The 14,520-nt window shown below is 69.8% G+C and carries 13 protein-coding genes; 3 read left to right on the top strand and 10 right to left on the bottom strand.

What is annotated here, in order from left to right; genetic code table 11:
• Positions 1–92: 92 nt before the first annotated feature.
• From orn to AAW13_RS28935, 3 genes are all read right to left on the bottom strand, one after another.
• The gene (orn, locus tag AAW13_RS28945) at positions 93–695 is read right to left on the bottom strand and encodes an oligoribonuclease (protein WP_046731597.1); all 603 of its coding nucleotides are present in this window, start codon (positions 693–695) and stop codon (positions 93–95) included.
• 129 nt (positions 696–824) lie between these two features.
• Positions 825–1,997 carry a helix-turn-helix domain-containing protein gene (locus AAW13_RS28940; RefSeq protein ID WP_046731598.1) on the bottom strand — a complete coding sequence of 391 codons (1,173 nt, stop codon included), beginning with the start codon at positions 1,995–1,997 and terminating at the stop codon, positions 825–827.
• Positions 1,998–2,374: 377 nt separating this feature from the next.
• Positions 2,375–2,689, bottom strand: coding sequence for a hypothetical protein (locus AAW13_RS28935; RefSeq protein ID WP_071659717.1), 315 nt, complete (start codon positions 2,687–2,689; stop codon positions 2,375–2,377).
• Between the two features lie 333 nt (positions 2,690–3,022).
• Between AAW13_RS28935 and AAW13_RS28930 the strand changes: the two genes are divergently transcribed.
• On the top strand, positions 3,023–3,550 hold the full coding sequence (locus AAW13_RS28930; protein ID WP_046731599.1) for a universal stress protein: 528 nt from the start codon (positions 3,023–3,025) through the stop codon (positions 3,548–3,550).
• A gap of 94 nt (positions 3,551–3,644) precedes the next feature.
• The gene (locus AAW13_RS28925; RefSeq protein ID WP_046731600.1) at positions 3,645–4,211 is read left to right on the top strand and encodes a GPR1/FUN34/YaaH family transporter; all 567 of its coding nucleotides are present in this window, start codon (positions 3,645–3,647) and stop codon (positions 4,209–4,211) included.
• 205 nt (positions 4,212–4,416) lie between these two features.
• Here the strand turns inward: AAW13_RS28925 and glmS are convergent, their stop codons facing one another.
• Both glmS and AAW13_RS28915 read right to left on the bottom strand, forming a co-directional pair.
• Positions 4,417–6,234: a glutamine--fructose-6-phosphate transaminase (isomerizing) gene (glmS, locus tag AAW13_RS28920; RefSeq protein ID WP_046731601.1), complete on the bottom strand. Its 1,818-nt coding sequence runs from the start codon at positions 6,232–6,234 to the stop codon at positions 4,417–4,419.
• Positions 6,235–6,265: 31 nt separating this feature from the next.
• Positions 6,266–6,523: a hypothetical protein gene (locus tag AAW13_RS28915; RefSeq protein WP_046731602.1), complete on the bottom strand. Its 258-nt coding sequence runs from the start codon at positions 6,521–6,523 to the stop codon at positions 6,266–6,268.
• Between the two features lie 165 nt (positions 6,524–6,688).
• Here AAW13_RS28915 and AAW13_RS28910 point away from each other — a divergent pair, with 165 nt between their 5' ends.
• Positions 6,689–8,254 (top strand): purple acid phosphatase family protein, encoded by a 1,566-nt coding sequence (locus AAW13_RS28910; RefSeq protein WP_046731603.1) that lies wholly within the window; start codon positions 6,689–6,691, stop codon positions 8,252–8,254.
• A 63-nt stretch (positions 8,255–8,317) separates the two neighbouring features.
• Here the strand turns inward: AAW13_RS28910 and AAW13_RS28905 are convergent, their stop codons facing one another.
• The 5 genes from AAW13_RS28905 to desA form a co-directional block, all read right to left on the bottom strand.
• Entirely contained in the window at positions 8,318–9,178 is an 861-nt protein-coding gene (locus tag AAW13_RS28905; protein WP_046731604.1) for a DUF4429 domain-containing protein, read from the bottom strand.
• Between the two features lie 174 nt (positions 9,179–9,352).
• Positions 9,353–11,122, bottom strand: a complete 1,770-nt coding sequence (locus AAW13_RS28900) for an IucA/IucC family protein (protein WP_046731605.1) — start codon at positions 11,120–11,122, stop codon at positions 9,353–9,355.
• The gene (locus AAW13_RS28895) at positions 11,119–11,664 is read right to left on the bottom strand and encodes a GNAT family N-acetyltransferase (RefSeq protein WP_046731606.1); all 546 of its coding nucleotides are present in this window, start codon (positions 11,662–11,664) and stop codon (positions 11,119–11,121) included. Before AAW13_RS28895 ends, AAW13_RS28900 begins: the two co-directional genes overlap by 4 nt.
• Positions 11,661–12,944: a lysine N(6)-hydroxylase/L-ornithine N(5)-oxygenase family protein gene (locus tag AAW13_RS28890; protein ID WP_046731607.1), complete on the bottom strand. Its 1,284-nt coding sequence runs from the start codon at positions 12,942–12,944 to the stop codon at positions 11,661–11,663. The genes AAW13_RS28895 and AAW13_RS28890 overlap by 4 nt, the downstream gene beginning before the upstream one ends.
• Positions 12,928–14,394, bottom strand: coding sequence for a lysine decarboxylase DesA (gene desA, locus AAW13_RS28885; RefSeq protein WP_046731608.1), 1,467 nt, complete (start codon positions 14,392–14,394; stop codon positions 12,928–12,930). The genes AAW13_RS28890 and desA overlap by 17 nt, the downstream gene beginning before the upstream one ends.
• Between the last annotated feature and the right edge of the window lie 126 nt (positions 14,395–14,520).

Genomic DNA, 14,520 nt, shown 5'->3' with positions numbered 1-14,520 from the left:
GGTTTCTCCGACCGGCCGAGAAAAAGTGTACAGGGTCCGGAGGGGTGCTCGTGCACGGCTTTTCCGGGGGCCCTCCGGGGACCCGGGTACGGCTACTGGGCAGGCAGGACGTGTTTCGCGGCGATCTTCTTCGCGGTGTCCGAGTCCGGGCCGGGCTGCGGTACGAAGACGGCCTCGCGGTAGTAGCGCAGTTCGGCGATCGACTCGCGGATGTCGGCGAGGGCGCGGTGGTTGCCGTTCTTCTCCGGGCTGTTGAAGTACGCCCGCGGGTACCAGCGCCGGGCCAGCTCCTTGACGCTGGAGACGTCGACGATCCGGTAGTGCAGGTAGCCCTCCAGGGCCGGCATGTCCCGGGACAGGAAGCCGCGGTCGGTGCCGACGGAGTTTCCGCACAGCGGGGCCTTGCCGGGTTCCTTCACGTGCTCCCGTACATAGGCCAGGACCTGCTCCTCGGCCTCCGCCAGCGTCGTGCCGCCGGCCAGTTCGTCGAGGAGCCCGGACGCGGTGTGCATCTGCCGCACCACCTCCGGCATCGTCTCCAGTGCCTTGGCCGGCGGACGGATGACGATGTCCACGCCCTCGCCGAGCACGTTCAGCTCGGAATCGGTGACCAGCGCGGCCACCTCGATGAGCGCGTCGTCGGACAGCGAGAGGCCGGTCATCTCGCAGTCGATCCACACCATGCGATCGTTCATGTGTCTAACCTTACGGCGCGCCGCCGCGAGCCGGACCTGCCGTGCGGTGACCTCGTGGGCGAGGCGGCGGGCCGGAGCCCGGGAACGGCGACCGCCCACCCGGCTCGGCCGGGTGGGCGGCGGCGCGGTTCAGCTGCCCGTGCGCGGGCCCGGCAGGCTGGCCGACAGGCCCACCGCGGCCGTCCTGCGGGTCTGCATCGGCAGCACCCCCTCGGGGTACTGGACCGGCAGCGGACCCGACGGCGGCAGCGGCGCCGGTTCCGGGGTGTCGGGACGGTCGGTCTGGGGGCGACGGGCCCGGTACGCCGCCCGGTACGCGGCCGGGGACGAGCCGAGCTGGCGGCGGAAGTGGCCGCGCAGCGCGACGGGGGAGCGGAAGCCGCAGCGGCCCGCCACCTCGTCCACCGAGTAGTCCGACGTCTCCAGGAGGCGCTGCGCCTGGAGCACCCGCTGTGTGATCAGCCACTGGAGCGGGGCGCTGCCGGTCAGGGACCGGAAACGGCGGTCGAACGTCCGGCGGCTCATGTACGCGCGTGCCGCCAGCGTCTCCACGTCGAACTGCTCGTGGAGGTGCTCCAGTGCCCAGGCGACGACCTCGGCCAGCGGGTCGGCGCCGATCTCCTCTGGTAAAGACCGATCGAGGTAGCGCTCCTGACCGCCCGAGCGGCGCGGCGGGACCACCAGGCGGCGGGCCAGGGCCCCGGCCGCCTCGTTGCCGTGGTCCGTGCGCACGATGTGGAGGCACAGGTCGATCCCGGCCGCCGTACCGGCCGAGGTCAGCACGTCCCCGTCGTCCACGAAGAGTTCGCGTGGATCGACGTGCACCGACGGGTAGCGCTTGGCCAGCGTCGGCGCGTACATCCAGTGCGTGGTGGCCGGGCGGCCGTCCAGCAGTCCGGCGGCGGCCAGTACGAACGCCCCGGTGCACAGTCCTACTATGCGCGCCCCCTCTTCGTGGGCGCGGCGCAGTGCGTCCAGCGCCTCCTCCGGTGGTGGCGCCGTTATCGAGCGCCAGGCCGGCACGACGACCGTCCCGGCGCGTGAGATGGCCTCCAGGCCATGCGGCGCGGTGAGTTCCAGGCCCCCTGTGGTCCGCAGCGGGCCTTCCTCGCCGCCGCACACCAGCAGTCGGTAGCGCGGCACGCCGGCGTCCTGGCGGTCTATCCCGAACACCGACAGCGGTATGGAACTCTCGAAGATGGGGCCGCCGCTGAACAGCAGCACCGCGACGATCTCCTTGCGGCGTCGCCCGGACAGTTTCCGGGCCGCGGCTTCCGGCGCGGCAGTGGAGTCGTGGCTCATACTGCTAAGCCCCCCTCGGTGGTCGCGGCTCCTCGGTTGTGTCGCTCCTGCACGTTTCCCCTCGGTCCTGCACGAGTCCCCCGCCGTAAGACGTCAAGATCGAATCTACTGGTTCCCGCGGTGTCGCGTTGACCAGTTCGACACGCCATGGATTGTCGACATGACAACTTGGCGTGAAGCATTCGATCACGAAGGGTTGCACTCGCGGGCCGTGCAGGGAAGTGCGCCTCGTGTCAGTGGCCAAACCGCATAGGGTGCACGGGGTCTCCCGGACCCTGTCCGTGCAGGTGGAACGGGGGTTCGGGGGGAGCGGGGGGTCCTCTTGCACAGGGTCGGGAAGTTGGCTGAAAAGCAGCGTTCCAGGGTGTCGAAACCGGTCAGTCGACCGGTGTCGTGTCCGTCGGGCTCCGGGTGCCCGGTGTGGTGCCCCTGGTGTGACGTCCGCCTCCCCGGGGCGCCGTCGCGCGCTCCGACCGCCGCAGCAGGAACCGGCACACCGCCGTGACGGCGGCGAGGCCCAGCGCGGTGCCGGCCGCACCGGCCAGCGAGGTGCCGTACCAGAGGAGCACCACCGGGACGAGGACGCAGGAGAACGCGGCCCAGCGGACCACGTCGCCCGTGGTGTCCGGGGCGGGGTGCGGACGGCGTCCGGCGGAGCGCGGATCGCGGGCGGTGGGACGCGGTCCGGACATCGTCGTACTCCCTGTCGTGGTGCACTCGTACCGTGATCAACGCCCGTCGGCGCCGACGGTCACCGTGCGTACGCCTCGGGCCTGTCCGAATCCTGTGCAAACCGCCTGTACGGGGCAGCAACCATTGCGTTACGGGCGCGGCTCGTGCATGCTCCGGGGAACCCCTAACCGACTCCGGGGAAAAGCCCCCTACGGAGCGTGCGCGGGATCTGGGCTGAGGAGGCGTGCCGCCGTACCCTTGGGGGTATGGGCTTGGGAAGATGTTTCCCGGACACAGCTCCGCCGCACTCTGTCGTCCCTCCCATACATAAGGATCACAACGCCGAGACAGCCATGGCCGGTCACGAATTCTTCGATCCAGCGGACCGCAAGCGGCCGGTCGCCGACCCCACGGCGGCCGATGCCCTGGCGGCGGAAGAGGCACGCCCTTCCTGCGATCCCGCCTTCAAGCACGGGGTGGTCGTCGGCTTCGACGGTTCCACCTCCAGTGAGCGCGCCCTCGCCTACGCGATCGGCATGGCCCACCGCTCCCGCACCGGGCTGATCATCGTTCACGTCGCCAACCGACTGCCGACCACCGTGTGGGCCGGCTGCGAGCCGCCCGTCTTCGTCGACGTGCCGGACCACCGCACCGAGGTGCTCGGTCTGGAACTCGCCTGTGCCGACTACCTCTCCGAGGTGCCCTGGATCCTCGTCGAGCGCGGCGGTGACATCTGCCACGAACTCGAAGAGGTGGGGCGGGAGTACGAGGCGGACGCGATCGTCGTGGGGTCGACCCACGGGATCGTCGGCCGGATCTTCGGCTCCGTCGCCGGACGGCTCGCCAAGCGGGCCAAGCGACCCGTCGTTGTCATTCCGTAACTCTCCGTTCTGCCGTGCAGAGGTGTTTGTGCCCTTGTGAAGGGCATATATCGGTCACCGCGTACAACTGCACAGAGCATGAAGGGAGCCCGCCGTGGACAATGACGTCTCCGCGGGAAGCGGAACCACCACCGTGGCCGGCCGACTCGCCCTGGGGATCACCCTGTTGGCGTTCGGCCTCGGCACCACCGGCGTCATCGACGACGTGACCACGTCCGACGCCGTGTCAATCGCCCACTACGTGGGCGGAGTCGCCCTGTTCCTCGTCGGCCTGCTGGCCTTCCGTGACCGTGACACCGTGAACGGCACGGGCTGGGTGGCGCTCGGCGCCCTCTGGTTCACCTGGGCCGTCTCGTCCGGCGACCACACCTCGGCCAACGGCGCCGGCCTCTTCCTGCTCCTCTTCGCCCTCGTGGCCCTGTCGTTGACCCTCGCGGGCGGCGACCAGCTCGGACAGGGCGTGTACGGGCTGCTGTTCCTGGCGATGCTGGTACTCGCCGTCGCGAACTTCGCCGACAGCTCGTCACTGGCCAAGGCCGGTGGCTGGGTCGCGGTGGCCGCGGGAGCGGTGGCCTGGTACGCCGCGACGGCCGCGCTCGCGCACTGGCCGACGGTGCTGCCGAGGCGGGCTGCCGGGCGTGGGGTGACGGCCCACGGCTGAAATGGCAGCCGACGCCGGGGAGTTGGGCGGACCCGGCGATCCAATGAGCGGACCCCTGCGGGGCCTTGATGGCACACGTGGGGGTCCGTTCGGTTTCGTCGGCCCGTGCGGGCGCGTGGGGGTTGCTCGCGCAGTTCCCCGCGCCCCTGACGGGGCGCGGGGAACTGCGCGAGCAACCCCCACCGGCCCGCACATGCGGACGGCCCTACTCCACCGTCACCGACTTCGCGAGGTTTCGGGGCTTGTCGATGTCGCGGCCCAGGGCCTTCGCCGTGTGGTAGGCGAGGAGTTGGAGGGGGATGCCCATCAGGATGGGGTCGAGTTCGTCCTCGTTCTTCGGGACGACGATCGTACGGTCCGCCTTCTCCTGGTGCTGGTGGGCCACCGCGAGGATCCTGCCGCTGCGGGCCTTGATCTCCTCCAGCGCCGCGCGGTTCTTCTCCAGCAGGTCGTCGTCCGGGACGATCGCCACCGTGGGGAGGGCCGGCTCGATCAGCGCCAGCGGACCGTGCTTCAGCTCGGACGCCGGGTAGGCCTCCGCGTGGATGTAGGAGACCTCCTTCAGCTTCAGGGAGGCCTCACGGGCCACCGGGTAGCCCCGGACGCGGCCGATGAAGAGCATCGAGCGGGCCTCGGCGTACTCCGCGGCCATCTTCTCGATCTCCGCCTCCTGGGCGAGGATCTCCGAGATCTGGGCCGGCAGCTTGCGCAGGCCCTCGATGATCCGCTTGCCGTCGCGGACCGAGAGGTCACGGATGCGGCCGAGGTGCAGGGCGAGGAGCGCGAACGCGACCGTCGTGTTCGTGAAGCACTTCGTGGACACCACGCAGACCTCCGGGCCCGCGTGCACGTACGTGCCGCCGTCCGCCTCGCGGGCGATCGCGGAGCCCACCACGTTCACCACGCCCAGCACCCGCGCGCCCTTGCGCTTCAGCTCCTGGACGGCGGCGAGGACGTCGTACGTCTCACCGGACTGCGAGACGGCGATGTACAGGGTGTCGGGGTCGACCACCGGGTTGCGGTAGCGGAACTCGGAGGCCGGCTCGGCGTCCGCGGGGATACGAGCCAGCTCCTCGATCATCTGGGCGCCGATCATGCCCGCGTGGTACGAGGTGCCGCAGCCGAGGATCTTCACCCGGCGCACGGCACGCGCGTCCCGGGCGTCCAGGTTGAGGCCGCCGAGGTGCACGGTGGAGAAGCGGTCGTCGATGCGGCCTCGCAGCACGCGGTCGACCGCGTCGGGCTGCTCGAAGATCTCCTTGTGCATGTACGTGTCGTGGCCGCCCATGTCGTACGACTCGGCCTCCCACTCCACGGTGGTCGGCTCGGCCGTCGTCCGGGTGCCCTCGGTGGTGTACGTCCGGAAGTCGTCGGCCTTGAGGGTGGCCATCTCGCCGTCGTCGAGGGTCACTATCTGCCGGGTGTGGGTGACCAGGGCCGCGATGTCCGAGGCGACGAACATCTCCTTGTCGCCGATGCCGAGGACCACCGGGGAGCCGTTGCGGGCCACCACGATGCGCTCGGGGAAGTCGGCGTGCATGACCGCGATGCCGTACGTGCCCTCGATCACGTGCAGCGCCTGGCGGACCTTCTCCTCCAGGGTCTCCGCCTGCGAGCGGGCGATCAGGTGGGTGAGGACCTCGGTGTCGGTCTCGGAGAGGAACTCGACGCCGTCCGCCTCCAGCTTGCGGCGCAGCTCGGCGGCGTTGTCGATGATGCCGTTGTGGACGACGGCGACCTTCAGGTCGGCGGACATGTGCGGGTGGGCGTTCACGTCGGAGGGCGCGCCGTGGGTGGCCCAGCGGGTGTGGGCGATACCGGTGGTGCCCTTGAAGCGCGCCGGGACCTTCGCCTCCAGGTCGCGGACCCGGCCCTTGGCCTTGACCATCTTCAGGCCGCCGGTCTTCGGGGTGGTGACGACGATGCCCGCCGAGTCGTAACCGCGGTATTCCAGCCGCTGTAGACCTTCGAGAAGAAGGGGAGCAACGTCGCGCTTACCGATGTATCCGACAATCCCGCACATATATAGGTGTTCCGATCCTCGACCTGATGGGTCAGCCGTAGACGATGCGGCGCAGCTGCCGGAGGGTGAACTCCGGCGGGGCGACCGCCCTGTACTTCAGATCCGCCTCGATCCGTTCGAAGATCTCCGTGTTCACCAGGCCTTCCGCCTGGAGTTCGCGGTGGCGGCGCCGGACGTAGTCCCCGGCCGTCTCGTCGAAGTACGCGAGCACGTCCTGGACCACCCGCAGTGCCTCGCCCCGGCTCAGGGGCGTGGACCGCGTCAGATGATCAACAAGTTCGTCGTGCACCCGGTAGATCCTGAAGTACCGGAGTCGGTTTCGCAAGAATCCTGCCCGATTCCGGGCAACGCTCTGTTGAATCTCTTATGGGGTGCTGTTCGCAGCCTGTCCATCCTGTGTCTTGCGCCACGTCGCTTGTGGAGACGATTTTCAGACGCCATGGACATTCCTCGTATGGGCGTACCCGATGAGCTCGCCGACCGCATGACCATGGCCGAGCAGCACGAGTACCTCCGCGCCAAGTTCTCCCGGCGCTCCATGATCAGAGGCGGCGCCGTCACGCTCGGCGCCGTCACGGGCGGCTCCTTCGTGCTGGGCGGCACCGCCCAGGCCGCCGTCCCCACGCAGTCCTCCGCCCCCGCCACCCAGTACGTCGACGGCGCCTACGTGGCCCCGTTCGGCCGGCACCTCGCCTACGGCAACGACGCCGGCACCGAGATGACGATCTCCTGGCAGGTCCCGGTCGCGGTCAAGCGGCCCTTCGTCCGCATCGGCACCCACGCCTCGCACCTCTCCGTCAAGATCGACGCCGAGGTCCGCTCCCTCTACACCCCGGCCGGCATCGGCGCCAGCGGCGACCACACGCAGTACTACGTGCACGCCAAGCTGGCCAACCTCAAGCCCGGCAAGACGTACTACTACGGCGTCGGCCACGACGGCTTCGACCCCGCCTCCCCGAAGTTCGCCGGCACCATCGGCACCTTCACCACCGCCCCCCGCCACAAGGAGCCGTTCACCTTCACGGCCTTCGGCGACCAGGGCGTCAGCTACCACGGCCTGGCCAACGACGCCCTGATCCTCGGCCAGAACCCCAGCTTCCACCTGCACGCCGGCGACATCGCCTACGCCGACCCGGCCGGCCAGGGCAAGACCGCGGACACCGGCTTCGACTCCCGCGTGTGGGACCAGTTCCTGGCCCAGACCGAGTCGGTCGCCAAGTCCGTGCCGTGGATGGTGTCGTACGGCAACCACGACATGGAGGCCTGGTACTCGCCCAACGGCTACGGTGGCGAGGAGGCCCGCTTCAGCCTCCCCGACAACGGGCCGGACAAGAAGAACCTGCCGGGCGTCTACTCCTTCGTCCACGGCAACACCGCGGTCATCTCGCTCGACCCGAACGACGTCTCCTTCGAGATCCCGGCCAACCTCGGCATCTCGGGCGGCACCCAGACCAAGTGGTTCGAGGCGCAGCTGAAGAAGTTCCGCGCCGACAAGGACATCGACTTCATCGTCGTGTTCTTCCACCACTGCGCCTACTGCACCTCCACGGCGCACGCCTCGGAGGGGGGCGTGCGACAGGAGTGGGTGCCGCTGTTCGAGAAGTACACGGTGGACCTGGTCATCAACGGCCACAACCACCAGTACGAGCGCACCGACGTGATCAAGGGCAACAAGGTCGTCAAGAAGCTCCCGATCGGCGAGACCGCCTACCCCGAGTCCGAGGGTGTCGTCTACGTCACCGCGGGCGCGGCCGGCCGCAGCCTCTACGCCTTCACCGCCCCGGACTCCTACGAGGGCCACCTGAACGAGGTCGACTCCGTCGCCTCCTTCATCAACACCAAGGACGGCAAGGTCAACGAGACCGTCACCTGGTCCCGGGTGCGCTACCTCAACTACTCGTTCCTGCGCGTGGACGTCGAGCCCGCCCCGCGCGGCCAGTACGCCAAGCTGAAGGTGTCGGGCATAGCGGAGACCGGCGACCGCATCGACCACTTCACGGTGGCCCGCAAGGCCAAGTAGTCACGGGCCCGGCGGTCACGGGCCCAGCGGTCACAGGCCGGTAGAGGCAGAAGCAGGCGGTCCTCACAGCTCTCTGAGGACCGCCTGTTTGGCCGTCGTGAACTCCTCGTCGGTGAGGACGCCCGCGCGGTGCAGCTCGCCCAGCTCCCGCAGCCGGCGCAGCAGCGCGTCGTGATCGGCCCCCGGCGCCTGCGCCTGCCGCGGCACGTCCGCCACGGCGGCCGCCGACGGGTGCGGCAGCCGGGCCTGCACCGCGGCCGCGACCAGCGCCATCAGGGGGTCCCGCTTGAACCCCCACAGCTCCACCGCGTTCGGGTCGTACTTGGCCCGGGTCCGGGCCGGCGCGCCCCGCACCCGGAACCGCAGATGGCCGTTCTCCAGCCCGGCGGAGGGCTGCCACTCCACGCCCAGGATGTCCGCCAGGTCCAGCGTCCGCGGTCCGGCGGCGGCCTTGGCGTCCTCCGTCTTCCAGTTCCACTCCAGCCGGACCCGCTCCCCGTCGAACGAGGCGGTGCCGTCCCCGGCGGACACCGACAGCGGCAGCGGCGGGCCCGGCAGGAGGTACTCGCTCACCGGCGTCCCCGGCACCCGCGCCAGGTGCAGCGCGTCGCGCACCTCGTCGGTGAAGTACTCGGCGACCCCGTACCGGTCCGGCTCGACCGTCAGCCGGTAGGGGTCGTGGATCTCGGCGAGCCGGCCCCCGGCGGCGTGCAGCAGCGGATCGGAGCCGTCCCGCAGCCGCAGCCTCAGCCGCCCCGCCCTGCGGCCCTGTTCGAACGAGACCCCGGCCAACGCGTCCAGTGGCACGACCAGTTCACCCAGCGCCCGGCGCAGCGTCCCGACGTTCCGGTCCCGCCCGGGGGTCAGCCGCAGGGCGTCTCCGTCGAAGACCCAGATACCGTCCTTCTGGATGATTTCCGCCATGGGGGGATTGTTCCACCGCGGGCTCCGCGTCCGTACAGGGCGACGGTTCCGTACAGGGCGACGGTTCCGTGCAAGGCGACGGTTCCGTGCAAGGCGGCGTCCGTGCAAGGCGGCGTCCGTGCAAGGCGGTGGGCTCCCCCGAGGACCGTACTCGGGGGAGCCCACCGGCCCGGGTCAGAACCCCGCGACGGGATTCCTCAGGGTTCCGACCAGCTGGAGGGCGCCCGACGGGTCCGCCAGGTCCACCATCTGCCGGTTGTCGCGCAGCTGGAGCCGGTTCAGGCAGGACAGCGCGAACTCGGGCGCGAACATGTCGTACCGCTCGAACTTGTCGGCGAGTTCGGGTGCCGACTCCTGGTACTCGCGGACGACCTCGGCGACCGTCCGCCAGAAGTCGTCCTCCGTGAGGACCCCCGCGGTCGCGAGGTTCGCGGCGAGGAAGCGGAAGAAGCAGTCGAAGACGTCCGTGAAGACCGACAGCAGCTTCTGGTCGTCGGGGACCTCGACGCGCAGCCGCTCGACCGCCGGCGGCAGTACCGCGTCCGGGTCCAGCACCGCGATCTCCTCGGCGATGTCCTTGTAGACCGCCCGCCGGACCACGCCGTCCGCCAGGACCAGGATGACGTTCTCACCGTGCGGCATGAACACCAGGTCGTAGGCGTAGAAGCAGTGCAGCAGCGGGGTGAGGTAGGCCCGCAGGTAGGCCCGCAGCCACTCCTTCGGCGTCAGCCCGCTCTGCTCGACGAGCGCGGCGGCGAAGGACGCGCCCTCGTGGTCCACATGGAGGAGGGAGGCCATCGTCGCGAGCGACTCGCCCTCCTGGAGAGCCGGCACCGGGCTCTCCCGCCACAGCGCGGCCAGCATCTTGCGGTACGGCGAGTAGCGGTCGGTGGCCTTCTCGTACTCCAGGTGCCGGTAGCCCACGGCCGCCCGCTCCCGGATGATCGACAGACCGGTGGACTTCAGCACCGGGTCGTTGTCGATGAGCTGGGCCAGCCAGTCGTTGATCGCCGGGGTGGCCTCCATGTAGGCGGCCGAGAGCCCGCGCATGAAGCCCATGTTGAGGACCGACAGGGCGGTCTTCACGTAGTGCTTCTCCGGGTGGGACCGGTTGAAGAAGGTCCTGATGGACTGCTGGGCCAGGTACTCGTCGTCCCCCTCGCCCAGGCAGACCAGGTGGTCACGGGCGACCTCGGCGGCGAAGGTGACGGTGAGCTTGTTCCACCACTGCCAGGGGTGGACCGGGACGAGGAGGTAGTCCGCGGGGTCGAGGCCCCGGTCGCGCAGGACGCCGTGGAAGCGGTCGACGGTCGCCTCACCCAGCTCCTCCCGTACGAAGGACTCGTACTCGATGCCGACGCCCGCCGTGAAGGCGGCACGCGACCGGTGGGCCGCCAGCCACACCAGCCGGACCGGGCTCGCGGTCTCCGGGGCGTACGACAGGTACTCGTGGACGCCGAAGCCGAGCCGCCCGTTGTTGGCGACGAAGCAGGGGTGGCCCTCGGTCATCCCGGTCTCGATCTCCTGGAAGCCGGCGCGCACCAGCTCGGCGACCGGGACCCGGGGCTTGGCGAGCTTGTAGCAGGTGCCGGAGAGGGTGGAGGAGATCTCCTCCAGGTAGACCGGCAGGATCTCGTCGCTGAGCCCCAGGGAGCCCCTCAGCTCGATGAGGAAGTCCAGGGCGGCGAGCGGCAGTTCGGCGCCGTCCCGGGTACGGCCGATGGAGTCCGGGTCCACCTCCCAGTGGTCCAGGGCGCGGCGGACGGCGGTGAAGCGGTAGCGGGTGAGCCCGTCGTCGCTGCGGACCACGTACGACGGCCCGTCCGCCTCCGGGGTGATCAGGCGCTCGTGGGCGAACTCGGCGAGCGCCTTGCGTATCAGGAGCCGGTTGGCCCTCTCCCAGCGCTCGGGGGAGAGGTGGGCGACCGCGTCTGCGAGGGTCATACGGCGGCCACCGCCCGCTCGAACCGCTCCCGGGTGCAGAAACTCAGCAACGCCCTTTTCTCCGGCTTCTCGATCTCCCGTACGGGCACGAACCCGACGGCCTCGTTCAGTGCGTGCACGGCCGTGTTGCGGACGTCCGGCTCGACGACGATCCGGCGGGTCGCCGGGTCCTCGAAGAGACGGCCGACGACGGCGGTGATGACGGCCTTCGTGAAGCCGTGCACGGGTGTGCCGGTGGCGGGGGTCAGGAAGTGCATCCCGACGTCGCCCGGCTCGGGCTCGTACAGCCCCACCAGCTCCCGGTGGACGGGGTCGTAGTGCTCCATCAGGAACGCGGGCGCGCCGTCCGGGCCGAGCCCCAGCAGCGCGTGGTGGTGCTCGTCGGCCGCGATCTCCATGTAGGCCCGCTCGACGTCCTCCAGCCGCGCGTCCTGCATCATCCAGTAGGCCGCCTTGGGGTGCGTCACCCAGGAGTGCAGCAGCTCGGCGTCCTGGAGGGGGTCGAGGGGCCGGAAGGCGAACGTCATGGTCATCGTGCTCATACGGCGAACTCCTGGAAGGCGATCGTCTTCTCCACGGGGTAGTACTCCGAGCCCAGCAGCTCGCGGATGATGTACGCGTTGCGGTAGGGGCCCATGCCCAGGTCGGGGCTGGTGATGCTGTGGGTGTGGACGCCGGCGTTCTGGAGGAACACGTCCCGGCCGGTGACGTCGATCGCGTAGTTGCGGGCCACGTCGAAGTTGCCGTGCGTGTCGTAGCGCAGCCGGTCGCGGACGGGCCTGAGGAACTCGGGCTCGGCGTACCGGTAGCCGGTGGCCAGGACCAGGCCCTGGGTCTCGATCTCGTAGTCCTTGCCCTGCTCCTCCTGGCGCAGCTTCAGCGTGTACGTGCCGTTGTCGTACGTGGCGCCGTCCAGCGAGGAGTTGGTGAGCAGCCGGGTGGGGACCGGGCCGCCGAGGTTCTTCTGGTAGAGCAGGTCGAAGATCTCGTTGATCAGGTCGCCGTCGATGCCCTTGAAGAGGCCCTTCTGTTCGGCGGTGAGCCGGTAGCGGGTGTCCTCGGGCAGGGCGTGGAAGTAGTCGACGTACTCGGGGCTCGTCATCTCCAGCGTGAGCTTGGTGTATTCGAGCGGGAAGAAGCGCGGGGAGCGGGTCACCCAGTTCAGCCGGTAGCCGTGGACGTCGATCTCGCTCAGCAGGTCGAGGTAGATCTCGGCGGCGGACTGGCCGCTGCCGACCAGTGTGATCGACTCCTTGGCCTGGAGCGCCTCGCGGTGCCCGAGGTACCGCGAGTTGTGGACGAGGTCGCCGCCCAGGCCCTCGCAGGCCGCCGGGATGTGCGGCGGGGTGCCGGTGCCGAGGACCAGTCGGCGGGCGCGGTAGGTCTCCCCGCCGGCCGTGGCGACGACGTACACCCCGTCCTCGTCCTCGTGACGGACCTCCGTCACCGTGGTGTCGAAGCGGACGTTGGTCAGTTTGTCGGCGGCCCAGCGGCAGTAGTCGTTGTACTCCACCCGCAGCGGATAGAAGTTCTCGCGGATGTAGAACGAGTACAGCCGGCCCTTCTCCTTCAGGTAGTTGAGGAAGGAGTACGGCGAGGTGGGGTCGGCGAGGGTGACCAGGTCCGACATGAACGGGGTCTGGAGGTGGGCGCCGTCCAGGAACATGCCCGCGTGCCACTCGAAGGCGGGCTTGGCGTCCAGGAAGACGCCGTCCAGTTCGGCGATCGGCTCGGTCAGGCAGGCGAGTCCGAGGTTGAAGGGGCCGAGTCCGATCCCCACGAAGTCATGGACGGTGGTCGGGCTCTCAGGACGCGCGGTCAAGGGACTCTCCCAGGTACTGCTCGGCGTGGCCGGCGATCAGATCGAGGACGGCGGTGATGTCGGCCGTCGTGGTCTCGGGGTTGAGCAGGGTGAACTTGAGGTAGTGGCGGCCGCCGACCTTGGTGCCCGCGACCACGGCGTCGCCGGAGGCGAACAGGGCCTTGCGGGCGTACAGGTTGGCGCGGTCGATCTCGGCCGGGTCGGTCACGGCGGAGGGGATGTAACGGAAGACGAGGGTGGACAGCGACGGTTCGACGACGACGTCGTAGCGCGGGTCGGCCGCGAGCAGTCGCCAGCCCTCGGCCGCCAGGTCGCAGACCTCGTCGAAGAGTTCGCCGATGCCGTCGGCACCCATGGTGCGCAGGGTCATCCACAGCTTGAGGGCGTCGAAGCGGCGGGTGGTCTGGAGGGACTTGTCGACCTGGTTGGGGATGCGCTCCTGCACCATCCGGCGCGGGTTCAGGTACTCCGCGTGGTAGGTGGCGTGCCGCAGGGTGGCCGCGTCCCGGACCAGCACGGCGGACGAACTCACGGGCTGGAAGAAGGACTTGTGGTAGTCGACGGTGACCGAGTCGGCGCGTTCGATGCCGGCGATCCGGTCCCGGTGCTTCAGGGAGGCGAGCAGCCCGCAGCCGTAGGCCGCGTCGACGTGCATCCACACGCCGTACTGCTCGCACAGCTCGGCGATCTCCGGCAGCGGGTCGATGGAGCCGAAGTCGGTGGTGCCGGCGGTGGCGACGACCGCCATCGGCACCAGACCGTCCCGCTTGCAGCGCTCCAGCTCGCGGGCGAGGGCGACGGTCTGCATCCGCTTGTCCTGGCCGACGGGGACGGAGACCACCGCGTCCGGGCCGAGGCCGAGCAGTTTCGCCGCCTTCTGCACGCTGAAGTGGCCGACCTCGGAGGCGAAGACGCGCAGGTCGGCAAGGCCGGCGGACCCCTCCCGGCCACCCGGCCCCGGCTTGGCCTCCTCCCGTGCCAGCAGCAGCGCCTGGAGGTTGGACTGGGTGCCGCCGGAGGTGAAGACGCCGTCGGCGGCCTCGCCCAGGCCGATGCGGGCGGTCGTCCAGTCGATCAGTTTCCGCTCGATCAGGGTGCCGCCGGCCGACTGGTCCCAGGTGTCCAGGGAGGAGTTGACGGCGGAGAGCACCGCCTCCCCGAGCACCGCCGGGATGACCACGGGGCAGTTGAGGTGGGCGAGGTAGCGGGGGTGGTGGAAGTAGACCGCGTCCCGGAGGTAGACGTCCTCCAGTTCGTCCAGGACCGCGCTGGTGTCGTGCAGGGGACGGTCGAGGTCGATGCCGTCGACGCGCGGGGCGAGGGCGTCGACGGCGACACCGGTGAACGGACGGTCGGTGGCGGCGAGTTTGGCCGCCACCCGCTCTACTCCTTCGGTCACGCGGCGGCGGTAGTGCTCCGCGGTGAGGTCGTTGAGCAGGTGCGAGCGCATGAGGGGGGCCTCCGGGACGATCCGTGCGAGGGTGCGGAGCGATCGGCTCCACTTAGGTTAGCCTAACCTAAGTACCGCGAACGAAGCGCTGCCTCTCCCGTGACGACGGTCACTCCGCCTTCCCAA

Origin of the sequence: Streptomyces humi, assembly GCF_001005085.2 — a bacterium.
Taxonomy (GTDB): domain Bacteria; phylum Actinomycetota; class Actinomycetes; order Streptomycetales; family Streptomycetaceae; genus Streptomyces; species Streptomyces humi.
This window is presented reverse-complemented; position numbering and strand designations above follow the sequence as displayed.